Here is a 26,702-nt window from a genome sequence, read left to right as displayed (position 1 = left end):
GCCTTAATCTAACTCAAGATTAAGGCTTTTTAAACTCAAAATATTGATTGATTTAGTCTAGGTCCCAACGTAGGCCCAGAGAAATATTATTCTGGTCAAAAGCTTGGTCTTTAAACAATGGACTTAAATCGTACTTAGCATAGATAGACCAATCTCCCCAACCAATATATCCACTAAGACCATAGACAAAGTTAGAGGCATTAAAATTACGTTTCTGCTTGTCTTTTACGCGGTCACCTTCTGCGTCTTCATAAACCAATTTTTGCATAGAGCCTAATCTTACACCTCCGTACCCACCGATTCCAACTCTAAAATGGTCATCAGTAAAGTAACGGATTCTGTTACCATAGTCCTTCTTTTCAGATGGACCAAACTCTAAGTGTACAGGAAATACGAGATTAGTAACTCTAAATTTAGCATTCTTAAGGTCTAATGGAAAATCTTGCAGCGTGGTTTGGTCTCCGTTTTCTACAAAATATTGGTTGTTTTTTATATCAAACTTATTCCACTGAAAAGAAAACCCATAATTCAATCTCGCAAAATTAGATGCTGCAAATAAGCGTGTTTGCCAAGCCCAGCCTAACTCTACAAAACCAGAACCTCCTAATTTGTATGGTGTATTATCTAAATTCTGCCCATCTCCAATAGCATTATTAAATCCAATAGCAAAAACCATTCTATTACTGGTGCGGATATCATATTTTGGTGGTTTCCTCTTACCAGATTTAATAGATATACCAAACTCTGCTTTGTCTTTACCATCGATTAAAAAACCAACAAATGATGTGCTGTCTTCATCCAAATTTTCGGCATAAGGATTACGTTTTACGAGCTCTATCTTTTTATCGATAATCGCTAATCGGTCTTCGATATTAGCTGCGCGCTTTTTTGCAGCTTCTTTCTTTAATTTTTCTGCTTCATCGGCTGTGATTTCGTCGTTATCTAGTCGGTTGTTAATCGCCTCGATTTCGGCTTTAAGATATTCACGCTCTTGTATTTTTACATCCTCTTTAAGACGCTCTAAGTTCTTTATCTTTTGAAGCTTTAAGGCGCTGATGGTATCTTTTTTAACATCAGTTTGTTCTGTTTCTTGAGCACTTACACTGCTTACAAATAAGCATAGGAAGAGTGCTACAACGTATTTTGATAGTGTTGTCATTGTTCGTTTAATTTAATTAATGATTTAGGTTTCTGCTCGTTTTTTGATTGATGAGTTCAGTTAATCGTTACGCTTGGCGACTCTTGTTTTCACTTCTTCGTAACCGCCTTTTAAGGTTTTGTAAATCCGAGTTCTAAAAGATTCTCCCATTGCCTCTTCAACGTCTTGAAGTAGCGCTTCCGCATTAACAACATTGGTTTTCTTTTTTATGGTTTTGTCCATAAATAATTCTCGGTTTGCCACCTTTAAAAGCGAATCGATTTGTTGGTCTGTAACTGTATTTTTGTTTTCAGATTTTGAGTCTTGTAATACTGCAATTACCGAATTGAATTCTACTTCAGGTGTGTGTAATAAATCGTCAACAGAACTTTTTTTCAATTCTAACTTATCAAGCTCTGGTAATTTTTGTTTTTCAACTTTAGCCACTGCTCTATTCTCTTTTTTATCAGCAGGCTTCTGTACTAGTTGATTTTGTTTTCTCTGTTCTTCTACTGTTATGCGTGGTTGTAATTTCTCTTTTTTAGGTGTCTCTGTATCGTCTTCTACTTCTTCATTTTTCTCACTAACTACTAATTGATTTTCTTGGTTTGCATTCTCATTTTTTAGTATAGCATCTTCTGCTTTTGGTGAAATCACGTCTTTAATCTCCTCTTTTACAATGATTTCATCTACTGTGCTTTCCGTACCATTGTTAAAATAACTTACCGATACAAAAACTAAAGCGGCTATACTTGCTGCAATACCAAACCACCAAAATGATAGTTTTTTATTGCGCTTTTCTTCGGCATCTAACTGCTGAGAAAGCTTAGACCAAGCCTCTGCAGATGGCGTAAGCGTACGCTGCTCTAACTTGTCTTTTATTTGTTCTTCAAATTTAATTGGTGCCATAACCGGTCTTATTTAAATCTTTTATTTTTTGCTGAAGCAATTGTCTTGCTTTGTATAATTGCGATTTTGATGTGCCTTCAGAAATCTTAAGCATCTCCGCAATTTCATAATGTTTATATCCCTCAATGGCGTACATAACAAACACCATTTTGTAACCTTCTGGCAAACTATCTATCAGTCTTTGAATCTCCGCAACTTCGATATTAGAATTAATACTGTCTGTAGAGTTTTGTTTAAAATCTACTTCCTCTACAGGGAATTCTAGTTGCTTTTTGCTTCGTAAATACGCTATGGCTTCTCTAACCATAATGCGTCGTATCCAACCTTCAAAACTGCCTTCATTTTTAAAACTCCTGAGATGTTTAAAGACTTTGAAGAATCCGTTAAGCATAACTTCTTCGGCCTGGTGAACATCTTTAACATAATAGCGACATACGCTCAACATTTTTGGCGCGTGCAACTCGTACAATACATGCTGTGCCTCACGATTATTCTTCGCGGCTTTTGCTATGAGTTTGTCCTCGTTATTATGAAGTTGAATGACTTTCATTCTCGTTTTACAATGATGGTTTGCACTTCTATTTATAAAGACGCAAATGGTTGGCTTTTGGTTGCCTGAAGGTTGAAAAATATTTGAGCACTTCTTATAATTATTCTCGAAACATCAATAAAATCAATACTTTCAAGATAATAAAAAATTATTTTTTTCTTTCGATGACGTAGTTCACCATTAAGGTTAATGAGGCTTTAAATTCGGATTTGGGATAAGCGCCTAATAGTGTTAAGGCTTCTTTTTGAAACTCTACCATTTTGCTTTCTGCATAATCTAAACCTCCTTTTTCAATGACAAAAGCAATCACTTCTTTGACTCGCTTCTTGTCTTTGTTGTGGTTTTTTACAGAATTAATAAGCCAAGCCTTTTCCTTTTTTGAAGAATTGTTGAGCGCATAAATTAACGGAAGCGTCATTTTTTGTTCCTTAATATCTATACCTGTCGGCTTTCCAATTTTAGTCTCGCCATAATCGAACAAATCGTCTTTAATCTGAAACGCCATACCGATTAGCTCACCGAACTTTCGCATGTTTTCGACTTCAGGGCTATTAGGCTTTACAGATGCTGCCCCAAGACTACAACAGGCTGCGATAAGTGTTGCTGTTTTCTGGCGGATAATTTCGTAATACACATCTTCAGTAATATCTAGCTGACGTGCTTTTTCAATTTGAAGTAATTCGCCTTCACTCATTTCTCTAACAGCGACTGAAATGATTTTGAGTAAATCGAAATCGTTATTATCAATAGAAAGCAGTAAACCTTTTGATAGTAAATAATCACCAATAAGTACAGCAATTTTGTTTTTCCAAAGCGCATTTATTGAGAAGAAACCACGACGGCGGTTACTATCGTCTACCACATCATCATGTACCAAAGTGGCTGTATGAATCAACTCAATAACCGAAGCGCCTCGGTAGGTCCTCTCGCTAACTTCGCCATTGTTCATCATCTTAGCCACCAAAAACACAAACATAGGTCGCATTTGTTTACCCTTGCGATTAACAATGTAATGGGTAATACGATTAAGAAGCGCTACCTTACTCGACATAGCAAGTCGAAACTTTTTCTCGAAAAGTTCCATTTCGTATGCGATGGGTTGTTTTATTTGTTCGGTTATTTTCAACTAAAAAATTTATATGACAAACCTACTAAAAAGCTTGTAAAGATAAATAAGTCAAAAATTAAACTATTATTAATTAATTCTCACAAATACTAATAAATCTATTATTAATTAACATATTATTTAAAATAATTCGTTTTTAAACCTATTTAAAATACACTTAATCGATTGCTTTAACAAAATACAATAAAAAGTATACCTGCTTTATATATTTAATGCCTTAATTAATTAATTCACAAGCTTATGAAAAAAATTACATTAACTCTAGCATTAATCATTTCCTCAGGATTAATGTTTGGACAAGTTGTCTTATCAGAGGATTTTGAATCCAGCTCATCTATACCCTCTGGTTGGTCAAATAATGATATCGCCTCTGCTGGCGACTCATGGATTATTGAGTCTACCGGTGATGCTGCCCTTGTTGCTGCTGGTAATGGCATTGTTTACACTTTGGGAGCTGCTGGTAATTACGCAGCTTTTGATAGTGACGGCACTAGTGATAATGGCTTAGCTGAAAATGTAGCATTAGAAAGCCCAACATTCGACGCCTCATCATTAACACAAGTTACAATTCAATACAATCATGCATTTGCAGGAAACTTTGGAGGCTCGGGATTTGTTGAAGTTTCTTCTGATGGTGGTTCTAATTGGACAACAGTAACTACGTATACTGAAGACGGATATATTGGTGGTACAGTTTCAACAGACATAACTCTTCAACTTGCTGGACAAGCTAACGCTAAAGTTAGGTTTCGTTGGACTGGCAACTTTTCAGTAGCATGGTATATTGATAACATTTCTGTTTTTCAATGTACAGAAACTTCTGCTCCAGCATGTCCAGTTACGATATCTCCAACTCAAAATCAAATGAATACACCTACAACTGCTGCTACTGATGGCTCTAGACAAGTAGAGTTATCATGGAATTCTTCTGCTACTGCAGTTGATTATAACATTATTTTTGATGGTACTGACTTGGGCACTACATCAAGCACATCAATAAATATCTTTGGTTTAAATTTTAACACAACATACACATATGAGATTAGAGCTAATAACTGTTTTGGTCAATCGACAGGCTGTAATGTAATTACATTTACTACTGACTCCTGTACTGAAACTTCTGCACCAGCTTGTCCAGTCACAATATCTCCGACTCAAAATCAAATGAACACACCAACAACAGAAGCTACTGACGGGTCAAGACAAGTAGAATTGTCTTGGAACGCCTCTGCTACTGCTGTAGATTATAATATTATCTTTGATGGAAATGATTTAGGAACAACTGCTGGCACATCTGTAAATATATTTGGCTTAGATTATAATACAACATATACATATGAAATACTAGCCAATAATTGCTTTGGACAATCAACTACATGTACTACAATAACTTTCACAACTGAAACTACACTTGGAACTCAGGAAAATGAATTGTTAAATGTGAGCGTATCACCAAATCCAACAAAAGATATATTAAATATTAACACATCATTACAAATAGACAAAGTAGATGTATTTAATTTATTAGGCAGAAGAGTAATATCCTATGAAAAAGAGTCTATTTACAATAATTCGATTAATATCTCTTCAATACCCGCAGGTATCTACTTAGTTAATATTTTATCGGATAATTCAACTAAGACTATAAAAATTATTAAGGAATAATATTTAGACACTTTCAAATAAAAAAGCTCCAAACATGGAGCTTTTTTATTTACGTTTTATTTGCTAATTGTCCGCAGGCGGCATCAATATCTTTCCCACGACTTCTTCTTACTGTAACAGTGATGTTATTCTTTTCCAGAATATCAACATACATATCTATGGCTTTGGAATTAGCTTGTTGAAATATTCCATCATCAATAGGATTATACTCAATAAGATTGACTTTACTGGGCGCAAATTTGCAAAACTCAACGAGCGCATCTACATCTTTTCGCTTATCATTTATTCCATCCCAAACGACATACTCGTACGTAATTCTGTTTTTTGTTTTGGCATACCAATACTCTAGAGCGTCTCTCAAACTAGCTAAAGGAAACGTTGCATTAAAAGGCATAATAGATGTACGCACTTCGTCTATTGCGGAGTGTAAAGAAACAGCTAGTTTGAATTTTACACCATCATCCGCCATTTTTTTAATCATCTTTGGCACTCCTGAAGTAGATACCACAATACGTTTTGGTGACATACCTAAGCCTTCATCAGATGTTATTTTGTCAATGGCTTTGAGGACATTATTATAGTTCATCAACGGCTCTCCCATACCCATAAACACAATATTACTTAAAGGACGGTCATGATACAATCGGCTCTCATTATCTATAGCGACAACTTGGTCATAAATTTCGTCTGGATTAAGATTACGCATACGCTTTAGCCGAGCTGTTGCACAAAACTTACAATCTAAACTACAACCTACCTGAGAAGAAACACAAGCCGTTGTACGTGTAGCTGTTGGGATTAAAACCGACTCTACAATTAAATCATCATGCAAACGTACTGCATTTTTAATGGTACCATCTTCACTACGTTGCATTTGATTTACGCGAATATGGTTTATCACAAAACTATCCTCGAGCATCTGACGTGTCTTTAAAGATATATTGGTCATATCCTCAAAACTGTGTGCCGACTTTTGCCACAACCATTCGTACACTTGATTACCTCGAAAGGCTTTATCTCCGTTTTCTTCAAAAAAATTTCGGAGTTGCTCTTTGGTTAATGCACGTATGTCTTTTTTCTTAATCTCCATTTAATTGCAAAAGTAATGAAAAGCAAAAAAGCATAATACTAAAAAAGCCTCTCTTCACTTTTATTTGAACCCAGTGATATGAGAGGCTTTTAAAATTTATTGAATACTTCTTAGATGATTAGCATCGCGTCACCGTAAGAGTAGAATTTGTATTTTTCTTTGATAGCTTCAGCATAAGCTTCTTTCATAAAATCATGACCTGCAAAAGCCGAAATCATCATTAATAATGTAGATTTTGGTGTATGAAAATTAGTAATCATACAATTAGCAATGCTAAAATCATAAGGTGGAAAAATAAACTTATTAGTCCAACCTGTATATGGGTTTAAGGTTCCGCTTGAAGAGACAGAACTTTCTATAGTACGCATAGATGTAGTACCCACAGCACAGATGCGCTTTTTGTTTGCAATGCCGTTATTAATGATATCCGCAGCTGCTTGTTTAATTTCTATCTCTTCACTATCCATTTTGTGCTTAGATAAATCTTCTACCTCAACGGGGTTAAAAGTTCCTAAACCAACATGTAATGTCACCTCAGCTCTTTCTACTCCTTTAATCTCAAGACGTTTTAATAAGTGCTTAGAGAAATGAAGTCCTGCTGTTGGTGCCGCAACTGCTCCTTCTTTTGCAGCATATATGGTTTGATAACGCTCCTCATCTTCTGGCTCTACCTCTCTTTTGATATACTTTGGAAGCGGTGTTTCACCAAGTTCAGTTAATTTATTTCTGAAGTCGTTATAACTCCCATCATATAAAAAACGAAGCGTACGGCCACGAGAAGTCGTGTTATCGATAACCTCTGCTACTAAAGTTTCGTCATCTCCAAAGTACAATTTATTACCAATTCTAATTTTACGCGCAGGATCTACTAAAACATCCCAAAGACGTTGATCTTGGTTTAATTCTCTTAACAAGAAGACTTCGATACGTGCACCTGTTTTCTCTTTGTTACCATAAAGTCTTGCAGGGAATACCTTAGTATTATTTAAAATCATAACATCACCTTCATCAAAATAATCGATAACGTCTTTAAACATTTTATGCTCGATTGTTTGATTAGCTCTATCCAAAACCATTAAGCGTGACTCATCTCTATGCTCTGCTGGATGCTCTGCTAATAATTCTTCAGGAAGGTCAAAGTTGAAGTGTGATAATTTCATAGGTATAATATATTTTTACAAGGCGCAAATATACAATCTCGACATAGGGGTTGTCAAGTAAACTTGGAATTATTTAAAATTAATTGATTTGAAAACCTACTTTCTTTAAATCGTTCCAAAAATCTGGATAAGACTTTGAAACCACATCAGCATCTTTGATAGTTATCGAAGTCTTTAGAGCCAATGGCGCAAAAGCCATAGCCATACGATGATCGTTATAGGTTTCTATTTGTACATCATCAATAATTGAAGTGGCTCTGTAAAGAGTTAGCGTGTCATTAGTAACTTCAATCTTAGCTCCAAGCTTGGTTAATTCAGCTTTTAACGCTTCTAGTCTATCTGTTTCTTTTATTTTTAAAGTGTGAAGCCCCGTCAACTGGCATTGTAAACCTAAGCCAAACGAAGAAACTGCAATAGTCTGCGCAATATCTGGTGCATTACTTAAATCTAAATTGGTTAATGAATCACTATTGACCGATGACGTCTTTTTAATAACAATTGAATTGTTTTTAAATTCTGTTTCGACTCCAAATTTTGTATAAATCTCTGCCAATATAGAATCTCCTTGAAGTGAATCTTTTTTGTAAGAAGACAAAGTAACTTGTGTACCAACATTACTCAAAGCCACAATACTGTAAAAATAAGACGCCGAAGACCAATCTGACTCCACAACCAAAGTGTTTGGCTTTACTTCTTTAGTAGGACTTACATTAATAACATTGGCTTTGAATGAATTTTCGACTCCAATCTGGTCAAGTAAACTTAAGGTCATTTTGATATAAGGCACCGAAGTGATTTTTCCATCAAGTGTTAGTTCTAAACCATTTTCTAAGGTTGGTGCTATGAGTAACAATGCAGAGATATACTGACTACTCACACTAGCTTTTAAAGACACTTTACTCTTTGTGATTTTTCTGCCTTTAATTTTTAAAGGCGGAAAACCTTCATTCTCTAAATAAGAAATATCTGCGCCCAAAGTCGTTAATGCGTCCACCAATATACCTATTGGTCGTTCTTTCATTCGCTTTGAACCTGTAAGCACAACTTCTCTTCCTTCTTTTGAAGAAAAGTAAGCAGTTAAAAAGCGCATGGCTGTACCTGCATGATGAATATCTACCGTATTTTCTATTGATGCTAATGCCCTTTGCATTAACTGGGAATCATCTGAATTGGATAGGTTTTTAATTTGTAACTGCGGATAAAGTGCTTGTAATATCAATAATCGATTTGCTTCACTTTTTGAACCTGTAATCTGTATTGATGATTGACGATTGACGATTGACGATTTTTGAATTGAAATATCCATTTTTTAGGGCTAATAATTGGCAAATCTACTTCAATTTCTCGTTATTGTGATGCCTATCGTGGTCTCGTTGTGCTTTTTTATCCATCTTTTTATCAAATGCAGCTTGTAAGTCTATCCCAGTTTGATTTGCTAAACAAAGCACAACAAAAACCACATCTGCTAGTTCTTCTCCTAAGTCTTTGTCTTTATCACTTTCTTTTTCGCTTTGCTCGCCATAGCGCCTAGCTATAATACGTGCGACTTCCCCAACTTCTTCGGTAAGTTGTGCCAAGTTAGTAAGCTCATTAAAATACCGAACACCGTGTTCTTTTATCCAACTGTCTACTGCTTTTTGAGCATTTTCTATATCCATCTTATTCTTTATTTTTTGAATCAATAATTATCGTAACAGGACCGTAATTAATCAACATCACTTTCATATCTGCACCAAACTCTCCTGATTGAATTGGTTTTTTAACGAAAGTCTTAAGTGTATTTTTAAAGCTTTCGTATAGTGGAATCGCTATATCTGGGTTAGCTGCCTTAATATAGCTAGGACGATTCCCTTTTTTTGTACTCGCATGAAGTGTAAATTGACTTACAACAATAACATCACCGCCAATTTCAGTAATGCTTTTATTCATTACACCATTTTCGTCTGGGAAAATTCGTAATCCAGAAATCTTACGACACAGCCATTCAATATCTTCTTGTGTATCGGCATCCTCAATACCAACTAAAACAAGTAGGCCTGTTTTAATAGATGCTATAACATTTTCACTAATTATTACTGATGCTTCGGAAACACGTTGTATCACAACTCTCATAGTCTAATTTTCTTCCCAATTATCAGTTCTGTAATGCTCATCTTCTCCTTCTAAAATTTGAAGATAACTTCTGTATCTAGAATAAGAAACCTCATCGTTTTCTAAAGCTTCTTTAACTGCGCATTTTGGCTCTTTTAAATGCAAACAATTATTGAATTTACAATCTTGCTTTAACTCAAAAAACTCAGGAAAATAATCACCAACTTCTTCTTTTTCCATATCAACCACTCCAAAACCTTTGATACCTGGAGTATCGATAATTTTTGCATCAAAACTTAAATCGAACATTTCTGCAAAAGTCGTTGTGTGTTGTCCTTGCATATGTTGGTTAGATATAGCTTTAGTTTTTAAGTCTAGTGAAGGTTCAATAGCATTAACTAAGGTTGATTTCCCCACTCCAGAATGTCCTGCAAACATGCTAGTCTTTCCTTCCATTAATGTTTTTACCTTATCAACATTTTTTCCTGTTGCTGCAGAAATTCCAATACATTCGTAACCTATTTTTCTGTAGATACTCGCTAAGTATTTAACTTCAAGTAGAGTTTCCTCATCATAAGCATCAATTTTATTAAAAAGCAATACTGTTTTTATACTATAAGCCTCGGCAGTTACTAAAAAACGGTCAATAAAACTTGAGAATGTCGGTGGATTATTAATAGTAACTAACAAAAAAACTTGGTCAACATTAGACGCTATTATATGCGTTTGCTTAGAAAGGTTTACCGATTTACGAACAATGTAGTTTTTACGTTCTTCAATGCGCTTAATAACTCCTGTTTCGGTATTATTTTTAGTTTCTACATCGAACTCAACCACATCTCCTACAGCAATAGGATTTGTACTTTTAATACCCTGTATACGAAACTTCCCCTTAATACGACATTCGTAGAATTTCCCATTAGGTGTCTTTACGGTGTACCAACTTCCTGTTGATTTGTATACGGTTCCTATCATTAATTACAAAGAAACAACATTTACCAAAAACCGTAATCATATATTAATTGTATATTCAATGAAAATAATTTTAATATCATTTACTATGAAAAAAATAGTGTTGCTGCTTTCAATTGCATGCTTTTCTTTGATTGAAGTTTATTCTCAAGTAGAATATAAAGTAATTACAAGTGTAGAATCAATCGTTCCCAATGGTTTAGGGCGTTCTCGATTATTATCTTCTAATGAACAAAGAGATTATAATGAATTTACATCAGAAAGGTCCAGTGATAAAAAGGAGGATGAAAGAAACAAATCTAAACGAGGTGACATCAGGGTAAAAGATTTTGAAGAAACTAAGCTCTTAAACTTCTATAATCTTGGCGGGATTAGATTTCAAAATATAGTTGCCAATGACGCTGTGATAAGCTCTAAACTTACAGCAATGGCAGAAGATGGCTGGGAACTTATGTTTGTTACAAGTGCTGTAGAAAGTGATGCTGGTACAAACGACGGCCAAGGTATATTTGTAACCAGATATATATTTAAAAGAAACAAGTAAGTCTTACTTAAATATAAAAAATGCTCGCTGACTTCGATAAGCCATTTGATAGCGAGCATATTTGCTTTAACACTAATTATTAATAATCTTTTCTTGATGATTAATAGACTCTTGGTGAATGGCTTTAAAGACTCTTAGAATAAACTCCTCGCTAAGGTTCTTTTCTTCGCCTTGAAGAATCATTTTACCCAAAATCTCATTCCATCGTTTAGATTGTAATACCGAAACATTGTGGTCTTTCTTCAATTGCCCTATATCATCTGCAATGTTCATACGTTTCCCTAACATTTCAATAAGTTGATGGTCAACCACATCTATCTGGGTACGCAAGGTGTTTATCTTATTTTTAAACTCTGCAGCCTCACCCACTTCTTTACGTATACGTAAGTCTTCTGTGTATTTTATAAGTGTTTCTGGTGTGATTTGTTGTGCTGCATCACTCCATGCTTTATCTGGATTGTGATGTGTTTCTATCATTAAACCATCGTAATTTAAGTCTAAAGCAGTCTGGCTTAATTCAAAAATAATATCTCTTCGACCCGCAATATGGGATGGGTCTAAAATCAATGGTAAATCTGGAAAGCGATTTTGTAAATCTACAGCAACTTGCCATTCTGGATTGTTACGGTATCTTGTTTTTTCGTATGTTGAGAAACCTCTATGAATCACCCCTAAATTCTTAACATCCGCAGTGTAAAAACGCTCTACGGCGCCTAACCATAATGCCAAATCTGGATTTACTGGATTTTTTATCAAAACAGGTTTGTCTGTTCCTTTAAGTGCATCGGCAATATCTTGAACGATAAATGGACTGACGGTTGTTCTGGCTCCAATCCATAAAATATCAATATCATGCTTTAAAGCTAATTCTACATGATTGGCATTAGCTACCTCAGTAGTGGTAAGCATTCCTGTTTCTTCTTTGGCGCGCTGCATCCATTTAAGTCCAAGAGCACCTACACCTTCAAAGTTTCCTGGTCGTGTTCTTGGTTTCCAAATACCTGCTCTAAATACTGTAGCATCACTATCTTTTAATTGATGTGCTATTTTTAAGACTTGCTCTTCTGTTTCAGCACTACATGGACCAGCGATAACCAATGGATGGTCTAATCCAAAGGCATCTAACCAGTTTCTAAGTTCTTTTTTATTTTCCATAGTTTTTCTTTTCCTTTTCTATTTAATTCCGTTAAGAATTTGCTTTATATAATTTGTCGATTCCATTTCTTGATAGACCGATTGAAAATCGTCTTTTTCCATCAAGCTTTTAAAATGTTTTAAATTGTTAATATATTCGTCCAAGGTTTCAATAACATTGGTTTTATTCTGCTTAAAAATTGGTGTCCACATTGCTGGTGAACTTTTTGCTAAACGCACCGTACTCTCAAAACCACTACCAGCCATATCAAAAATATCGCGCTCGTTTTTTTCTTTTTCAATGACAGTTTTACCTAGCATAAACGAACTAATATGCGATAAATGAGAGACATAAGCAATGTGCTTGTCGTGGGCTTTTGGATTCATGTAACGAATTCGCATTCCTAAGTCTGAAAAAAGTGCTAGAGCTTTCTCTTGAAGCTTAAAGGCTGTTTCTTCTACTTCGCAAATGATGTTCGTTTTATTTTGAAACAAACCTTTTATTGCCGCACTTGGTCCCGAAAATTCTGTACCAGCAATTGGGTGCACTGCTAGATAATTTCTACGATTAGGATGATTTTTTACCTTCAGACATATATCTTCTTTTGTTGAGCCTACATCAAAAACAATTGTATTTCCCGCAACGTTATCTAATACTTCTGGAAGTAACACTAATGTAGCATCAACAGGAATGGCAATGATAACCAAATCTACTTTAGATAACTGATTTATCGATATTTCAGCATCAATAACTCCAAGACTAATCGCTTCTTCTAGGTGTTCTTTATTTGAATCTATACCATAAATAGTTACATCAGGAAACTTATTCTTTATATCTAAAGCAAAACTTCCGCCAATTAATCCAACTCCAATGACTACAACATTTTTCATCCTACTTAACTCGTGCTATTGCTTCTTTAATAATTTCTTCTTCTTCACAAATTGAAAACCGCACGTAACCTTCACCATTTGTTCCAAATACTGTCCCAGGAGCTATAAATATGCTATGTTCTTTTAATGCTAAATCTGTAAATTCTTCACTCTTTACATGTTCTGGTAATTTTGCCCAGACGAATAAACCTGCGGCATCTTCATTATATGTGCAATTGAGAGCTTCAGCTAATTCCCAAACCAATTGGCGTCTTTTACGATAGATACTGTTTAAACTCTCAAACCACATTTCTGAACTCTTTAGTGCTTCTACCGCTCCCTTCTGAATGCCGTAGAACATTCCTGAATCCATATTACTTTTCACTTTTAAAACAGCATTAACAAAATCGTAGTTACCTACAACCATTCCTGCTCGCCAGCCTGCCATATTAAAGGTTTTACTAATTGAATTTAGTTCTAAACAAACATCTTTGGCTTGCCTGTATTGCAAAATACTTTTTGGCTTATCGTTTAGTATAAAACTGTATGGATTGTCATTGACTATGAGAATATCATGGCGTTTACCAAAAGCAATAATATCGTCATAAAATTTATGAGGTGCATTAGTACCAGTTGGCATATTTGGGTAATTAATCCACATTAGCTTTACCTTACTTAAGTCCATACGCTCTAAAGCGATAAAATCTGGAAGCCAATTATTAGCTTCTTTCAAATCGTAATACAATGGCTCTGCTTGTAGCAACTTTGTAACACTAGAATACGTAGGATAACCAGGGTTGGGAATTAACACTCCATCACCAGGGTTTAAAAAAGCCATAGAAATATGCATCACGCCTTCTTTGCTTCCCATAAGTGGTAAAACTTCTGTCTTGGCACTTAGGTTAACATTGTAGTGTGACTTATAAAATTCTGCTACAGCATCTCTAAACTCAGGAGTACCTTGGTAACTTTGATATTTATGAGCACCGGCATGGTTAAGACTTTCCTCTAAAGCCATTATTGCTTTTAGTGGTGGATCTAAATCTGGACTACCTATACCTAAATTGATGATTGGCTTGCCTTGAGACTTTAAAAAAGCCACCTCCTTTAATTTCTTTGAGAAGTAATATTCCTCAACGTGTTTTAGTCGGTCTGCTACTTCTATCATGATTTTGCGTTTTTATATTCGCCTAAAATTTTAAAATTTTCTGCCATAATATTTACAATAGACTTTGCTTTATCAAAATCTGAATATACATCAAAGGTAACATCTATAAAAAAAGCATATTTCCAAGGTGTATTAATTTTTGGTAAAGACTGAATTTTGGTAAGGTTGAGTTTGCAATCGCTCAGCACATTAAGTATGGCTGCTAAACTTCCTCTTTTATGGTCAAGTTCAAACTTGAGAGAAGCTTTATTAATCTCACTTTCTAACGTATCACTATCTCTTTTTACAATTACAAAACGGGTTTCATTATGCTTAATAGTCTGAATGCTCTTTTGTAAAATGTCTAGCTCATATAATTTTGAAGCCGTCTCACTCGCAATTGCCGCAATGCCTTGGAGTTGTCTTTCTGAAATTTGTTTAGCTACATCTGCCGTATCCTTAGCTTCTACCAACTTAATTTCAGGGTAAGATTTAAAAAATTCTTTGCACTGTAACAGAGCCATAGGATGCGAATGTACTTCCTTAATCTCCTCAATAGATTGATTTGGCAAAGCCATGAGATGATGCTGAATATCTAAATAATACTCTCCTACAATCATTAAATCGTTGACATCTATTAATGCGTAATTAGGAATTATTGAGCCTGCAATAGAATTCTCTAAAGCCATAACGGCTGCCTCAGTTTTTCCGTTTATAAGACTATCTACCAACACATCAAAAGTCATACATTCTTCAAAACACTGAGGATTATTAAAATAGTTTTCAGCAACGCTATGGTGGAATGATCCTTTTATGCCTTGTATGGCTATGTTAAAAACTGATTTCAAAATTCTATTTTCAATTTATGGTAAAAAAAAATCTCGATTTTCATCGAGACTTTTTAATTTAAATGTTTTAAATATTAAATACTAAGCCTCGCTTCTTTTGCTAAAAAAGTAGTAAAACCAGTTGTAATATGTTGCGTTTGTATTCATTGTTTATTATAACATTGGCTAAAGTAACTAATTATTTAAAAAAACAAAATTGTTGAAATACTTTTTTGCAGCTTACGTTTTCTCTTTTAATACTTATTTTTACTAAAATATTTTTAGATGTCGATAGAAGTAAAAGATATTACCAAATTATATGGCGAACAGAAAGCCTTAAATTCCATTTCTTTTTCAGTAAATTCTGCAGAAATTGTTGGATTTCTTGGTCCTAATGGCGCAGGGAAATCTACAATGATGAAAATACTAACGACTTATATCAACCCTTCGGAAGGTGAAGCAAAAGTCAATGGTCATGACATCGATAAAAACAAAAAAGAAGTACAACAATCTGTCGGTTATTTACCCGAACACAATCCGCTATATACCGATTTGTATGTTAGAGAATATCTAAAATTTAATGCAGATGTTTATAACGTGAAAAAAAAGCGGATTGAAGCGGTTATAGAAATGACAGGACTTACACCCGAAGCTCATAAAAAAATAGGGCAGCTTTCTAAAGGTTACAAACAACGTGTTGGTCTAGCGAATGCACTTTTGCACAACCCAGACGTTTTAATATTAGACGAACCTACTACTGGATTAGACCCAAACCAATTGGTAGACATTAGAAACCTTATAAAAACAATAGGTAAGGAGAAAACTGTATTTCTATCCACGCACATTATGCAAGAGGTTGAAGCCATGTGCGACCGCGTGATTATTATTAATAAGGGAGAAATTGTTGCTGATAAATATCTTGACGATTTACGAGATGGACAAGAGCAAATCGTGGTTGTAGAGTTTGATTATCGTGTGGAAGACACGTTTTTATTAAAGTTGCCAAAAGTAAAATCTGTAAAAAATACGCACGACTTTACTTATGAAATCACATTTTCAACAACCGAAGATATGCGCTCTTATGTATTTGATTTTGCGCATGATAATGAATTAAAAATACTTCAGCTTAATCAGAAAAATGCGAGTTTGGAAAGCTTATTTAGAGAGTTGACTAGTTAAAAATCAGCCTTCCATTAAACACTTCTTGTACATCAACCATTGGCGGTTGAGTAAAAGAAATTACATTTCCAGTGGAAAGAATTTGACCCGTCAAAGATTGTTGCGGATTTACTAGCATATCATTAGTACCCCGATGAAAAATTGTTATGTTTTGTGCTATGAGGTTCTCACCTTCAAAACGACCATTACCACCTACAAAATTAATATTTACATTTTCAGCATTTCCAGACAGATAGAAAAATGATATATTATTTGAGGTGATTTGCAAATCTTCAACATCTAATTCTAATCTAAAATCTCCGATAGGAAAACTGTTTGAGTCAAAAAAGTCTTCTGAAACTAAATCTAAATTATCAAAACTAAGTATACCCTCAGATTTAATTTCAAATTGTGTAGAGCATCTAATCTCGTTTAAATTTGGTGCAGTTACATATATTTTAGTAATTCCAAAATCACGTACATAGTTACATGAGTTATTATCCGTTAGTATCAGTTGATTCCCTATAACTTCAGCTGTCACATCATTAATCAAATTATCTCCTGTTTCTATAACTACGTTTTGTGGCCCTTCTTTTATAATAAGTTCTATATCGCGATTTACAAGAATACGTTCAAAATTACTTACAGTCACTTCTTCTTGAATGATGTTCCCAGCTGTTTGAAAACAATCTGAAACACTCTCACTATTGCAAGCAAAAAGAATAAAGCAACAACATATATATATTATTTTTTTCATAATCTAATTCCTACCCCAAGCTCTACAGCTTCGGCTCTTGCACCGTGCGATTTTAAGGTTATTGCTGCAAACCACTTTTCTCCAAAATAACGCTTCAACCCTGCTCTAAAATAAACTCGCGTTTCAAAATTAAAAGGATAATAAACGTAATATCCTAACTGAGCTTCTACGGAAAAATTATTTATGAATAATTCATGACCAGCAAAAACCCCAACGCGTTTATAGTCTTCATCTCCTGTAACACCGTTATTAAGTAATGCTGTGCTCTCGTAACGGATTAGTTCTTTCAAAAAGTTTGAAAAAAACACATCTACGCCTAACTGTAAAGCACTTTTGTGAGTTAAACGTTTGTCTGCATATGCGGATATAATATAAAATGGATATTGACCACTACCTACAACATCACTCTGATTAATTCCTGTTCTAAAAGCAAAATTAAACTTTGTCCACTCCGTAAACTTTTCTGTGTCTTCTTTTTCTATATACTCATCATCACTTTCATCAACATTATAAGTGAGACCAAGATTTAATGCTACCGTATTAATACTTGTGTTTGGCGCTTTGACATTAGCATTAGAGTAGTGAATAAAAGACAAACCTGCTTGAAGCCCAAATCGGTCTAACAAACGCTCTTTTTTATAGTTAAGCATCAAATAAGTACTACTTAACAATCGAGAGCCAAAAGCAATGTTTTTGGGGTTCTCAATTTTGTCATAAGGATTTGAGGTATGCGCTAGGCCTTGCCCAATTCTGAGCATTAAGTTGCGCTTTAAAAAGTAGAAATTATAATGTGCATAAAGACCAAAGTTGTTGCCTAACGCTTCACTTTTTAAATCTTGATAGATAAATGAAGCTCCATAATCTGGATAATTATAGCGTTGCTCCCAAGCCTCTTTACCAAAGGTTTTCTTGTTCCAACTGAGAATAACCCCATCTGGTCGACCAGATATTAAACCAAGAATATCATTATTATGTAACGCTATATTTCCTTTAAAATAATTAACATCTAAATAGGAATCTGTTGGCTTATCTTGGGCTATACCAAACCCTGAGACTAGACATAAAAACCCTATTAATATTTTGCGCATCAAATTGAATTAAAGTCGCAAATGTAAACAAAAATGAGGGCTTATTTTAATGGTTTAATTACTAAAACAATAGATAAGCTGAAGTAAAGGAAATGCTTGTCAGTAAAAACATCTGGAAAGCAAATCTAAATTCAGATTTGTATTTTTCTAATCTTTTCATCTTATTAATTTTTTACAAAATTGAAGATGAAAGTTATCTTAATAGTTAAATGAATAAGAAGCTAATATTAAATCTAGAAAATCGCAGAAGCCACTTTTTTAATATTGCTACTTCTCCCCATAGAATAGTAATGCAAAACAGGTATCCCTGCTTCCTGAAGCTCTTTGGATTGCGCAATACACCACTCAATACCAACTTCTCTTACTTGCTCATTGTCTTTGCATTTTACAATCTCAATCACTAATTCCTCTGGTAAATCTACATAAAAACGATGCGGAATTAAGTTGAGTTGTTTTTTAGTAGCTATAGGTTTTAAACCAGGAATTATTGGCACTTCAATTCCTGCCTTTCTACACTTATCTACAAACTCAAAATACTTTTTATTGTCAAAAAACATTTGAGTAACGATGTACTCGGCTCCATTTTTTATTTTCTTTTTCAAAAAATGAATATCACTATCTAAACTTGGGGCTTCCATGTGCTTTTCAGGATAGCCGCTAACACCAATACAAAAATTAGTTGGTGATGTATTCTTTAATTCTTCATCTAAATAGATGGCATTATTTAATTCGGAGATTTGAGAAACCAATTCACTTGCATAACTATGTCCTTCTTTTTCTGGTGTGAAATAGGTTTCTGTTTTTACGGCATCTCCACGTAAAGCCATAACATTATCTATACCTAAAAAATCTAAATCAATTAAAAAATTCTCGGTATCCTCTTTTGTAAAACCGCCGCACAAAATATGTGGTATCGCATCCACACCATACTTATTTTGGATAGCCGCACAAATACCAACTGTGCCTGGACGTTTTTTTACGACTTGTTTTTTGAGTAACCCATTCCCCACATCTTTAAACGTATACTCTTCTCTATGATAGGTGACGTCAATAAAAGGAGGATTAAACTCCATTAACGGGTCTATATTATCGAAAATAGATTGAATGTTCTGTCCCTTTAAAGGTGGTAAGATTTCAAATGAAAATTGTGTATTACCGTTAGCATTCTTTATATGTTCTGTTACTTTCATAGTTATGTTTTTGAAGTCTTCTTCTAATTATCTGCCAAATTTGGGCTTAACCATTTTTCGGCCTCATCAATACTAATTTGTCTTCGGGTTGCGTAATCTTCTAATTGATCTTTAGTGATTTTTCCTAATCCAAAATATTTGGCTTTTTTATTCCCAAAGTAATATCCACTCACGCTTGCTGCAGGCCACATGGCTAAACTTTCTGTTAGCTTTACACCAATAGTTTCTTCAACTTTTAGCAAGTCCCAAATTGTATTCTTTTCGAGATGGTCTGGACAAGCTGGATAGCCTGGAGCCGGACGAATGCCTTTATAAGCTTCTTTTATCAATTCTTCATTAGATAAATCTTCTGAAGCGGCATATCCCCAATGCTTTGTACGCACTTCCTTATGAAGATACTCGGCAAAAGCTTCAGCTAGTCGGTCGGCAAGCGCCTTTATCATTATAGAATTATAATCATCGTTATTTTCCTCAAACTCCTTTGCCAATTCTGCTGTACCAAAACCTGTTGTAACGCAAAATGCACCTATATAGTCTTGTTTTCCTGTTTCTTTTGGGGCTATGAAATCTGCTAAGGCGTGATTTGGAACACCTTCTCGCTTTTTGAGTTGCTGGCGGAGTGTTAGGAATTTTAGGGTGTCTTTGTCTTCGACTGCACTCAGACCGACAGAAACCTCAATATCATCATCATTAATTGTATTTGCCGGAAACAATCCAAAAATGGCTTTCGCTTTTAGTAATTTCTCCTTAAAGATTCTTTCTAAAAGAACTTTAGCATCTTTGAATAATTCTGAAGCTTGCTCTCCAACGATATTATCCTTCAAAATATCTGGAAACTTTCCATGTAAATCCCAACTTCTAAAAAATGGGGACCAATCGATAAAGTCTTCTAGTCTTGTAATATCAAAATCTTCAATGACTTGAATTCCTAATTCGTTTGGCTTTACGATTTCGGTCTCATCCCAATTGATTTGATATTTGTTTTTACGAGCATCTACAATAGACAAATATTCCTTTCGTTTTCCACGAGTTAAAAAATGCTCTCTAAACTTATCGTATTCCTCTCTGATTTGTTCTTTATAAATCTTACTATCCTGCTGTAATAAATTACCAACTACTGTTACTGCTCTTGATGCATCATTGATATGTACCACCGTATTATTGTAATTAGGTGCAATTTTTACTGAGGTGTGTGCTTTTGATGTTGTAGCTCCACCAATGATTAAAGGAATGTCTAAATTCTCTTTTTCCATAGCTTTAGACACATAGACCATTTCATCTAAAGATGGTGTTATAAGCCCACTTAAACCAATAATATCAACATTTTCTTGCTTTGCGGTTTCAATAATTTTTTCTGGCGGAACCATAACGCCCAAGTCAATAATTTCGTAATTGTTACAACCCAAAACCACACTCACAATATTTTTCCCGATATCGTGTACATCTCCTTTAACAGTTGCCATTAATATTTTACCTGCAAATTCCGCCTTTCCATCTTTTTCTGCTTCAATAAAAGGTTGTAGATATGCCACCGCTTTTTTCATAACTCGAGCAGACTTTACTACTTGAGGTAAGAACATCTTTCCGCTTCCAAAAAGATCTCCAACGACATTCATTCCTGCCATTAAGTTGCCTTCAATAACCTCGATAGGTTTTGAAGCTTGCTGTCTTGCTTCTTCAACATCTTCAACTATAAAAGCATCAATCCCTTTCACCAAACTATGCGTAATTCTATCTTGAAGTGAAGCACTACGCCATTCTAAAACTTTAGTTTCGTCTTCTTTCTTTTGACCTTTGACCGTTTCTGCAAAATCTAAAAGGCGCTCTGTGGCATCTTCTCTTTTATTAAAAAGTACATCTTCTACATGCTCTAATAAGTCTTTGGGGATTTCGTCATAAACCTCCAAAAGTGTTGGATTAACTATCCCTAAATTCATACCATGTTGAATCGCATGATATAAGAATGCTGAATTAATTGCTTCTCTAACAACAGTATTCCCTCTAAACGAGAATGATACGTTACTTACACCTCCAGAGACATTAGCATAAGGTAGATTTTCACGAATCCATTTTGTAGCATTGAAGAAATCGAGTGCATTCAGTTTATGTTCTTCCATACCTGTAGCGACTGGAAAAATATTTGGGTCGAAAATGATATCTTGAGGCGGAAAATTGACAATCTCTGTGAGTATTCTATAAGAACGTTCACAAATTTCAATTCTACGCTCGTAGGTATCAGCCTGTCCCACTTCATCAAATGCCATAACAATTACTGCAGCACCGTAACGTTTTACAAGTTTTGCTTGGCGCATAAATTCAGCTTCGCCTTCTTTAAGACTGATAGAATTCACCACACATTTTCCTTGTGCAACTTGCAAACCAGCTTCGATAATTTCCCATTTAGAACTATCTATCATAATAGGCACTCGCGCTATATCTGGCTCAGACGCAATAAGGTTTAAGAATTTTACCATGGCATACTTTCCGTCAAGCATACCTTCGTCCATATTTACATCTATAATTTGTGCACCACCTTCAACTTGGTCACGAGCAACATCGATTGCTTCGCTATATTTTTCTTCTTTTATTAGTCGAAGAAATTTTCGAGAGCCTGTTACATTAGTACGTTCACCAACATTGATAAAATTAGACTCTGGCGTAACCACTAATGGCTCAAGACCTGAAAGCGTTAAATATTTATTCTTTTTACTCATATAGCATCTTAAGCTGTTACAGAAATTGTTCTTGGTTTGTAATTCTTTGCTACTTCTGCAATGGCATTAATGTGTTCTGGATTGGTCCCACAACAACCTCCAATAATATTTATTAGTCCATCCTTAAGGTAATCTTCTATGTAAGTCTGCATCTCTTTTGGAGATTGGTCGTACTCACCAAAAGCATTTGGCAAACCTGCATTAGGATGAGCTGATGTAAAGAATTCTGTTTTGTTAGATAATCTCTGCAAGTATGGCTTCAGCTGTTCTGCTCCAAGGGCACAATTAAATCCAACAGTGAGTAATGGAATATGCGAAACAGATGTCAAAAATGCTTCAACCGTTTGCCCTGATAAAGTACGCCCTGAAGCATCTGTTATTGTTCCCGAAACCATAACTGGAATTGAAATATTTCGGTCTTCCTTTACTTCTTCAATAGCAAATAATGCAGCTTTAGCATTTAAGGTATCGAATATCGTTTCTACTAACAGTAAATCCACACCACCATCAATCAACGCTTCAACTTGCTGTTTGTAAGCGACTCTTAATTCTTCAAATGTTACAGCACGATATTCAGGTCTATTTACATCTGGAGACATACTCGCTGTTCTGTTTGTTGGCCCAATACTTCCAGCCACAAATCGAGGTTTTTTTGGATTTAGCTTTGTAAATTCTTCAGCTACCTGTTTTGCAATTTTAGCAGACTCATAATTTAGCTCATAAACTAAATCTTCCATATTATAATCTGCCATAGCTATCGTAGTGCCAGAAAAGGTATTGGTTTCTACAATATCCGCGCCAGCTTCGAAATACTTTTTGTGCACTTCAGCAATGGCTTCAGGTTGAGTTAATGACAGTAAATCATTATTGCCTTTTAACGGCGATGGATAGTCTTTAAAACGTTCTCCTCGGAAGTCTTCTTCCGTAAAATTATACCGTTGCAACATTGTACCCATGGCACCATCTAACACTAAAATTCTTTTTCGTATTTCTTCTTCTATTTTGCTCATTCTTCTTTTACGCTAAAAATGAAAACAGACTCTCGACTTTAATGTAGAAGACGAGAGTCGTCTTTTCACGGAAAATCAACATTACAATATTGAATTCCCTCTAAAAAATTAAACCTAAAGTCAATTAAGCCTCAACAGAGACAACTCTAAAATTTATGTTATAAAGAAATAATTACAATTACAGATGGGTAATTGTATTTGGGTTATCTATCTAGAATTACGAGAAATGATTCGTAACTTCTAGTAGAATTTAGCACCTTCTTAGTAAGTCTAAGGGTTGCTAAGGTTTCAGCGGGTCTAATCCCTCCACCTTTCTTGATAACATTCAATAAAGTTTTGAACTTTGATAGAACAAATATTCATCTTAAAACATTTAAAAACAAATATTTTTAAGAAAATTTGATATTAAAGAATTAAAATCTCTAGCGTTTTAAGAATTATAGCTTTTTAATTTGCTAGAAATGTGTAATTTTGCACCTGATAAAAATAGAGGAATGATTTGACTGATTGCAACCTCTGGAAAAAAATGCTAAAGACAGTGTTATACTTCCTGCTTAATTACGTCAAATCTTAAGATAAAATAATAAAATTATGGCGTATTTATTTACTTCAGAAAGTGTTTCTGAAGGACACCCAGACAAAGTAGCAGACCAAATCAGTGATGCTTTAATTGATAATTTTTTAGCTTTTGATAAAAGCTCTAAAGTGGCTTGCGAAACACTTGTTACAACAGGGCAAGTTGTTTTAGCTGGAGAGGTAAAATCTGACACTTACTTAGATGTACAACAAATTGCTAGAGATGTCATTAATAAAATTGGCTATACTAAAAGTGAGTATATGTTTGATGGGAGTTCTTGCGGCGTTTTATCTGCTATACACGAACAGTCTCCAGACATCAATCAAGGTGTAGAACGCGCCAAGCCTGAAGATCAAGGTGCAGGTGACCAAGGAATGATGTTCGGTTATGCCACTGACGAAACCGAAAACTATATGCCTTTGGCTTTAGAGCTTTCGCACAGGTTATTGAAAGAATTGGCAGAATTACGTCGCGAAAATAAAGACATTACCTATTTGCGTCCTGATGCTAAATCTCAAGTGACTATCGAGTACAGCGATGATAATGTGCCACAACGTATTGATGCGATTGTTTTATCGACACAGCATGACGATTTTGATGAAAGCGAGCAAGTTATGCTTGATAAAATTAAGTCGGATATCATCACTATTTTAATTCCGCGTGTGGTTGCTAAATTACCTGCTCACATTCAAAAATTATTTACAGATGATATTACGTATCACATCAACCCTACTGGAATTTTTGTTATTGGCGGGCCACACGGTGATACAGGCTTAACAGGTCGTAAGATTATTGTAGATACTTATGGCGGAAAAGGTGCTCATGGTGGCGGTGCTTTCTCAGGAAAAGACCCGAGTAAAGTAGACCGTTCAGGAGCTTATGCCACTAGACATATTGCTAAAAATTTAGTTGCAGCAGGTTTATGTAAAGAAGTTTTAGTACAAGTAAGTTATGCTATTGGTGTTGCAAAACCAACGAGTATTAATGTTGAAACTTACGGAACAGCAACCGTTGATAAAACCGATGGCGAAATCAGTAAAATAGTAGAATCTATTTTTGATATGCGTCCTTATTTTATTGAGCAACGCTTAAAATTAAGAACACCTATTTATTCTGAAACCGCAGCTTACGGCCATATGGGACGTACTCCAGAAGTTAAGACACTAACGTTTAAAAACCCAATGGGACAAGAGGTTACTGAAACTGTTGAAACCTTTACATGGGAAAAATTAGACTATGTGGATAAGGTGAAAGAAGCTTTTGGTTTGTAATTGAAGCTACTTTTAATCAATAATAAAAAAAGCCTTCTCACTTGAGAAGGCTTTTTTGTTTTAGTTTGTACCACCATCACGGTTAGGTGAACGCGGCTCTGGCCAAGTACGTTGTTCTCCAGTTCTTGGATTTATAGGTAATACAATCTGTTCTCTAGAAGTTTTCTCAGCGTCTTCGGATGCCATATATGCTAAAATTGCTGTAAGAATAGCATTGTTTCTTACATCATCGAAAACAATCTTATCGTAGGTATCTCTATTGGTATGCCATGTGTAATTCCAGTACGACCAGTTTAACGCACTTAAATTGAATGCTGGCGCACCTTTTGCTAAAAAAGAAGCATAGTCAGATCCACCACCACCTGGAAGTCCCGGAAATGTAGTTTCGATATGCTCTGTAATATCATTAGGAACAGCATATAACCAGCGTGATAAATAATCGTAAGAATTTAAAAATCCACCGCCAGAAATACGTACTACACGACCTGTACCATTATCTTGATTGAATAACGCTTGTAATCCGTCTACAACTTCTGGATGGTCTTCAACAAATGCTCTAGAACCATTTAAACCTTGTTCCTCACTGCCCCAATGTCCTGCAATTATAGTACGTTTAGGGTTTGGATAAAACTTTTTTAATAGGCGCATAGCTTCCATCATAACTAAAGTCCCCGTACCATTGTCTGTTGCCCCAGTAGCGCCATCCCAAGAATCGAAATGAGCAGAAAGAATTATATATTCCTCCGGTTTTTCAGAACCTTTAATTTCTGCAATAGTATTAAATGTAGGTACACGTCCTAATTCTTTAGACTCTGCCACAATTTTCAGTTTTGGTGTATGTCCAGATTCTGCTAAGCGGTATAACATGGTATAATCCTCCAATTCTAAATCTACAGTTGGAATTTTCTTGGTACGCGCACTAAATATCTTGTTGACACCAAATCCTCTAGACCAATAGCTTGCAACTATTCCTGCAGCTCCTGCATTTTCTAACACTGGAATAATTGAACGTGTATTATAACCAGTCTTACGAATATTTTCTCGCCACGCTTTTGTTTGGGCATCTCTTTTGTCTTTCATTTTTTGAAAAGATTCTTCCGTTGCAAACTCTTCCCAGTTATAATCTGGACGACCAGTAGGTTGCTTCATTGATATTAAAACCAGCTTACCTTTTACGTTAGGTAGCCATTTTTGAAATGAAATAGAGTCCTTGATATTCTCTGGTAGTACAATAACCTCTGCTGTAACACCTTTAGAACCTGTACTAGGATTCCAAGCCAATTGTGTTCCTCTAAGCGATTGTACTCGCGGCTCTATCATGTCTATATGCGTAATACCACGCTCCCATCCTCGCCACTCGCCCCATTTTTCCTTTTTAGCATTTATTCCCCAAGATTTATATTTTTCAATAGCCCAATTATGCGCATTGAGCATTTGTGGTGTACCTACCAATCTAGGTCCAACAACATCCATGAGTTCATGACCAATATTTTCTAATTGAGAATTTTCATTAGCTTCTTTTACAATAGCTTCAATGATTGGGTCTTTATCTTGAGCAATTAGATTAGAGAAGCTGAGTGCGAAGACAAGAATAAATAAGCCTATAATACGTTTCATAAATTTTAATGCTTTAAAGAGTTAAAGCAACAAATTACAATAATTGCGTCACATCTAAAATCTATAAAAGTTAAAAGCCTATCATACTATGCGTACA

24 protein-coding genes and 1 riboswitch are annotated in these 26,702 nt (G+C 35.0%); of the genes, 4 read left to right on the top strand and 20 right to left on the bottom strand.

All coding sequences use genetic code 11. The features are described 5' to 3' along the window. Window positions 1-52: 52 nt before the first annotated feature. From BUB95_RS07405 to BUB95_RS07390, 4 genes are all read right to left on the bottom strand, one after another. Window positions 53-1,159: a hypothetical protein gene (locus tag BUB95_RS07405; RefSeq protein WP_073084839.1), complete on the bottom strand. Its 1,107-nt coding sequence runs from the start codon at window positions 1,157-1,159 to the stop codon at window positions 53-55. A gap of 60 nt (window positions 1,160-1,219) precedes the next feature. Then, on the bottom strand, window positions 1,220-2,047 hold the full coding sequence (locus BUB95_RS07400) for a hypothetical protein (RefSeq protein WP_073084837.1): 828 nt from the start codon (window positions 2,045-2,047) through the stop codon (window positions 1,220-1,222). Beyond that, window positions 2,034-2,597 (bottom strand): RNA polymerase sigma factor, encoded by a 564-nt coding sequence (locus BUB95_RS07395; RefSeq protein ID WP_073084835.1) that lies wholly within the window; start codon window positions 2,595-2,597, stop codon window positions 2,034-2,036. The genes BUB95_RS07400 and BUB95_RS07395 overlap by 14 nt, the downstream gene beginning before the upstream one ends. Before the next feature lie 148 nt (window positions 2,598-2,745). Continuing rightward, window positions 2,746-3,723 carry a polyprenyl synthetase family protein gene (locus BUB95_RS07390; protein ID WP_073084832.1) on the bottom strand — a complete coding sequence of 326 codons (978 nt, stop codon included), beginning with the start codon at window positions 3,721-3,723 and terminating at the stop codon, window positions 2,746-2,748. Between the two features lie 240 nt (window positions 3,724-3,963). On the opposite strand from BUB95_RS07390, the gene BUB95_RS07385 reads away from it, so the two are divergent. Next, entirely contained in the window at window positions 3,964-5,388 is a 1,425-nt protein-coding gene (locus tag BUB95_RS07385; RefSeq protein ID WP_073084829.1) for a T9SS type A sorting domain-containing protein, read from the top strand. A 49-nt stretch (window positions 5,389-5,437) separates the two neighbouring features. Here the strand turns inward: BUB95_RS07385 and rlmN are convergent, their stop codons facing one another. From rlmN to rsgA, 6 genes are all read right to left on the bottom strand, one after another. Continuing rightward, window positions 5,438-6,478, bottom strand: coding sequence for a dual-specificity RNA methyltransferase RlmN (gene rlmN / locus BUB95_RS07380; protein ID WP_073084827.1), 1,041 nt, complete (start codon window positions 6,476-6,478; stop codon window positions 5,438-5,440). A 110-nt stretch (window positions 6,479-6,588) separates the two neighbouring features. Next, on the bottom strand, window positions 6,589-7,638 hold the full coding sequence (queA, locus tag BUB95_RS07375; RefSeq protein WP_073084825.1) for a tRNA preQ1(34) S-adenosylmethionine ribosyltransferase-isomerase QueA: 1,050 nt from the start codon (window positions 7,636-7,638) through the stop codon (window positions 6,589-6,591). Between the two features lie 79 nt (window positions 7,639-7,717). After that, window positions 7,718-8,944 carry a 3-phosphoshikimate 1-carboxyvinyltransferase gene (locus tag BUB95_RS07370; protein ID WP_073084822.1) on the bottom strand — a complete coding sequence of 409 codons (1,227 nt, stop codon included), beginning with the start codon at window positions 8,942-8,944 and terminating at the stop codon, window positions 7,718-7,720. 25 nt (window positions 8,945-8,969) lie between these two features. Then, complete coding sequence (locus tag BUB95_RS07365; protein WP_073084820.1) at window positions 8,970-9,296, bottom strand: nucleotide pyrophosphohydrolase; 327 nt, start codon at window positions 9,294-9,296, stop codon at window positions 8,970-8,972. 1 nt (window position 9,297) lies between these two features. Then, entirely contained in the window at window positions 9,298-9,750 is a 453-nt protein-coding gene (gene dtd / locus BUB95_RS07360; protein WP_073084818.1) for a D-aminoacyl-tRNA deacylase, read from the bottom strand. Between the two features lie 3 nt (window positions 9,751-9,753). Then, entirely contained in the window at window positions 9,754-10,704 is a 951-nt protein-coding gene (rsgA, locus tag BUB95_RS07355; protein WP_073084815.1) for a ribosome small subunit-dependent GTPase A, read from the bottom strand. An 85-nt stretch (window positions 10,705-10,789) separates the two neighbouring features. Between rsgA and BUB95_RS07350 the strand changes: the two genes are divergently transcribed. Beyond that, window positions 10,790-11,245, top strand: a complete 456-nt coding sequence (locus tag BUB95_RS07350; RefSeq protein WP_073084813.1) for a hypothetical protein — start codon at window positions 10,790-10,792, stop codon at window positions 11,243-11,245. Between the two features lie 72 nt (window positions 11,246-11,317). Here the strand turns inward: BUB95_RS07350 and BUB95_RS07345 are convergent, their stop codons facing one another. From BUB95_RS07345 to BUB95_RS07330, 4 genes are read right to left on the bottom strand one after another with little or no spacing between them, the layout of a single operon-like run. After that, entirely contained in the window at window positions 11,318-12,400 is a 1,083-nt protein-coding gene (locus BUB95_RS07345) for a bifunctional 3-deoxy-7-phosphoheptulonate synthase/chorismate mutase type II (protein WP_073084811.1), read from the bottom strand. 18 nt (window positions 12,401-12,418) lie between these two features. Then, on the bottom strand, window positions 12,419-13,270 hold the full coding sequence (locus tag BUB95_RS07340) for a prephenate dehydrogenase (protein WP_073084809.1): 852 nt from the start codon (window positions 13,268-13,270) through the stop codon (window positions 12,419-12,421). Window position 13,271: 1 nt separating this feature from the next. Beyond that, entirely contained in the window at window positions 13,272-14,417 is a 1,146-nt protein-coding gene (locus tag BUB95_RS07335) for a pyridoxal phosphate-dependent aminotransferase (protein WP_073084806.1), read from the bottom strand. Then, window positions 14,414-15,244 (bottom strand): prephenate dehydratase, encoded by an 831-nt coding sequence (locus BUB95_RS07330; protein WP_083573330.1) that lies wholly within the window; start codon window positions 15,242-15,244, stop codon window positions 14,414-14,416. The genes BUB95_RS07335 and BUB95_RS07330 overlap by 4 nt, the downstream gene beginning before the upstream one ends. A 264-nt stretch (window positions 15,245-15,508) precedes the next feature. Here BUB95_RS07330 and gldA point away from each other — a divergent pair, with 264 nt between their 5' ends. Next, entirely contained in the window at window positions 15,509-16,402 is an 894-nt protein-coding gene (gldA, locus tag BUB95_RS07325) for a gliding motility-associated ABC transporter ATP-binding subunit GldA (RefSeq protein ID WP_073084804.1), read from the top strand. Here gldA and BUB95_RS07320 read toward each other — a convergent pair. From BUB95_RS07320 to BUB95_RS07300, 5 genes are all read right to left on the bottom strand, one after another. Next, window positions 16,395-17,138, bottom strand: coding sequence for a head GIN domain-containing protein (locus BUB95_RS07320; protein ID WP_073084802.1), 744 nt, complete (start codon window positions 17,136-17,138; stop codon window positions 16,395-16,397). The genes gldA and BUB95_RS07320 overlap by 8 nt on opposite strands. Beyond that, a complete protein-coding gene (locus BUB95_RS07315; RefSeq protein WP_073084800.1) occupies window positions 17,135-18,226 on the bottom strand; it encodes an acyloxyacyl hydrolase in 1,092 nt (363 codons plus the stop codon). The genes BUB95_RS07320 and BUB95_RS07315 overlap by 4 nt, the downstream gene beginning before the upstream one ends. Before the next feature lie 233 nt (window positions 18,227-18,459). Then, window positions 18,460-19,416: a methylenetetrahydrofolate reductase [NAD(P)H] gene (metF, locus tag BUB95_RS07310; protein WP_073084798.1), complete on the bottom strand. Its 957-nt coding sequence runs from the start codon at window positions 19,414-19,416 to the stop codon at window positions 18,460-18,462. A gap of 23 nt (window positions 19,417-19,439) precedes the next feature. Then, window positions 19,440-22,130, bottom strand: coding sequence for a methionine synthase (gene metH, locus BUB95_RS07305; RefSeq protein ID WP_073084796.1), 2,691 nt, complete (start codon window positions 22,128-22,130; stop codon window positions 19,440-19,442). Window positions 22,131-22,138: 8 nt separating this feature from the next. Then, a complete protein-coding gene (locus BUB95_RS07300; protein WP_073084794.1) occupies window positions 22,139-23,140 on the bottom strand; it encodes a homocysteine S-methyltransferase family protein in 1,002 nt (333 codons plus the stop codon). Between the two features lie 200 nt (window positions 23,141-23,340). After that, window positions 23,341-23,465, bottom strand: a riboswitch (SAM riboswitch). Between the two features lie 266 nt (window positions 23,466-23,731). On the opposite strand from BUB95_RS07300, the gene metK reads away from it, so the two are divergent. Further along, the gene (gene metK / locus BUB95_RS07295; RefSeq protein WP_073084792.1) at window positions 23,732-24,988 is read left to right on the top strand and encodes a methionine adenosyltransferase; all 1,257 of its coding nucleotides are present in this window, start codon (window positions 23,732-23,734) and stop codon (window positions 24,986-24,988) included. A 60-nt stretch (window positions 24,989-25,048) separates the two neighbouring features. Here the strand turns inward: metK and BUB95_RS07290 are convergent, their stop codons facing one another. Beyond that, window positions 25,049-26,605, bottom strand: a complete 1,557-nt coding sequence (locus BUB95_RS07290) for a M20/M25/M40 family metallo-hydrolase (protein ID WP_073084790.1) — start codon at window positions 26,603-26,605, stop codon at window positions 25,049-25,051. Window positions 26,606-26,702 lie beyond the last annotated feature (97 nt).

This window comes from Winogradskyella jejuensis (genome assembly GCF_900129745.1).
Taxonomy (GTDB): domain Bacteria; phylum Bacteroidota; class Bacteroidia; order Flavobacteriales; family Flavobacteriaceae; genus Winogradskyella; species Winogradskyella jejuensis.
This window is presented reverse-complemented; position numbering and strand designations above follow the sequence as displayed.

What these genes read in the sequence shown, in the direction of transcription:
- rlmN (WP_073084827.1), bottom strand. Translation starts at nt 6,478, where the DNA reads ATGGAGATTAAGAAAAAAGACATACGTGCATTAACCAAAGAGCAACTC.
- BUB95_RS07335 (WP_073084806.1), bottom strand. Translation starts at nt 14,417, where the DNA reads ATGATAGAAGTAGCAGACCGACTAAAACACGTTGAGGAATATTACTTC.
- BUB95_RS07300 (WP_073084794.1), bottom strand. Translation starts at nt 23,140, where the DNA reads ATGAGCAAAATAGAAGAAGAAATACGAAAAAGAATTTTAGTGTTAGAT.
- BUB95_RS07350 (WP_073084813.1), top strand. Translation starts at nt 10,790, where the DNA reads ATGAAAAAAATAGTGTTGCTGCTTTCAATTGCATGCTTTTCTTTGATT.
- BUB95_RS07315 (WP_073084800.1), bottom strand. Translation starts at nt 18,226, where the DNA reads ATGCGCAAAATATTAATAGGGTTTTTATGTCTAGTCTCAGGGTTTGGT.
- dtd (WP_073084818.1), bottom strand. Translation starts at nt 9,750, where the DNA reads ATGAGAGTTGTGATACAACGTGTTTCCGAAGCATCAGTAATAATTAGT.
- BUB95_RS07395 (WP_073084835.1), bottom strand. Translation starts at nt 2,597, where the DNA reads ATGAAAGTCATTCAACTTCATAATAACGAGGACAAACTCATAGCAAAA.
- gldA (WP_073084804.1), top strand. Translation starts at nt 15,509, where the DNA reads ATGTCGATAGAAGTAAAAGATATTACCAAATTATATGGCGAACAGAAA.
- BUB95_RS07405 (WP_073084839.1), bottom strand. Translation starts at nt 1,159, where the DNA reads ATGACAACACTATCAAAATACGTTGTAGCACTCTTCCTATGCTTATTT.
- rsgA (WP_073084815.1), bottom strand. Translation starts at nt 10,704, where the DNA reads ATGATAGGAACCGTATACAAATCAACAGGAAGTTGGTACACCGTAAAG.
- metH (WP_073084796.1), bottom strand. Translation starts at nt 22,130, where the DNA reads ATGAGTAAAAAGAATAAATATTTAACGCTTTCAGGTCTTGAGCCATTA.
- BUB95_RS07400 (WP_073084837.1), bottom strand. Translation starts at nt 2,047, where the DNA reads ATGGCACCAATTAAATTTGAAGAACAAATAAAAGACAAGTTAGAGCAG.
- BUB95_RS07345 (WP_073084811.1), bottom strand. Translation starts at nt 12,400, where the DNA reads ATGGAAAATAAAAAAGAACTTAGAAACTGGTTAGATGCCTTTGGATTA.
- metF (WP_073084798.1), bottom strand. Translation starts at nt 19,416, where the DNA reads ATGAAAGTAACAGAACATATAAAGAATGCTAACGGTAATACACAATTT.
- BUB95_RS07290 (WP_073084790.1), bottom strand. Translation starts at nt 26,605, where the DNA reads ATGAAACGTATTATAGGCTTATTTATTCTTGTCTTCGCACTCAGCTTC.
- BUB95_RS07385 (WP_073084829.1), top strand. Translation starts at nt 3,964, where the DNA reads ATGAAAAAAATTACATTAACTCTAGCATTAATCATTTCCTCAGGATTA.
- BUB95_RS07365 (WP_073084820.1), bottom strand. Translation starts at nt 9,296, where the DNA reads ATGGATATAGAAAATGCTCAAAAAGCAGTAGACAGTTGGATAAAAGAA.
- BUB95_RS07340 (WP_073084809.1), bottom strand. Translation starts at nt 13,270, where the DNA reads ATGAAAAATGTTGTAGTCATTGGAGTTGGATTAATTGGCGGAAGTTTT.
- queA (WP_073084825.1), bottom strand. Translation starts at nt 7,638, where the DNA reads ATGAAATTATCACACTTCAACTTTGACCTTCCTGAAGAATTATTAGCA.
- metK (WP_073084792.1), top strand. Translation starts at nt 23,732, where the DNA reads ATGGCGTATTTATTTACTTCAGAAAGTGTTTCTGAAGGACACCCAGAC.
- BUB95_RS07320 (WP_073084802.1), bottom strand. Translation starts at nt 17,138, where the DNA reads ATGAAAAAAATAATATATATATGTTGTTGCTTTATTCTTTTTGCTTGC.
- BUB95_RS07370 (WP_073084822.1), bottom strand. Translation starts at nt 8,944, where the DNA reads ATGGATATTTCAATTCAAAAATCGTCAATCGTCAATCGTCAATCATCA.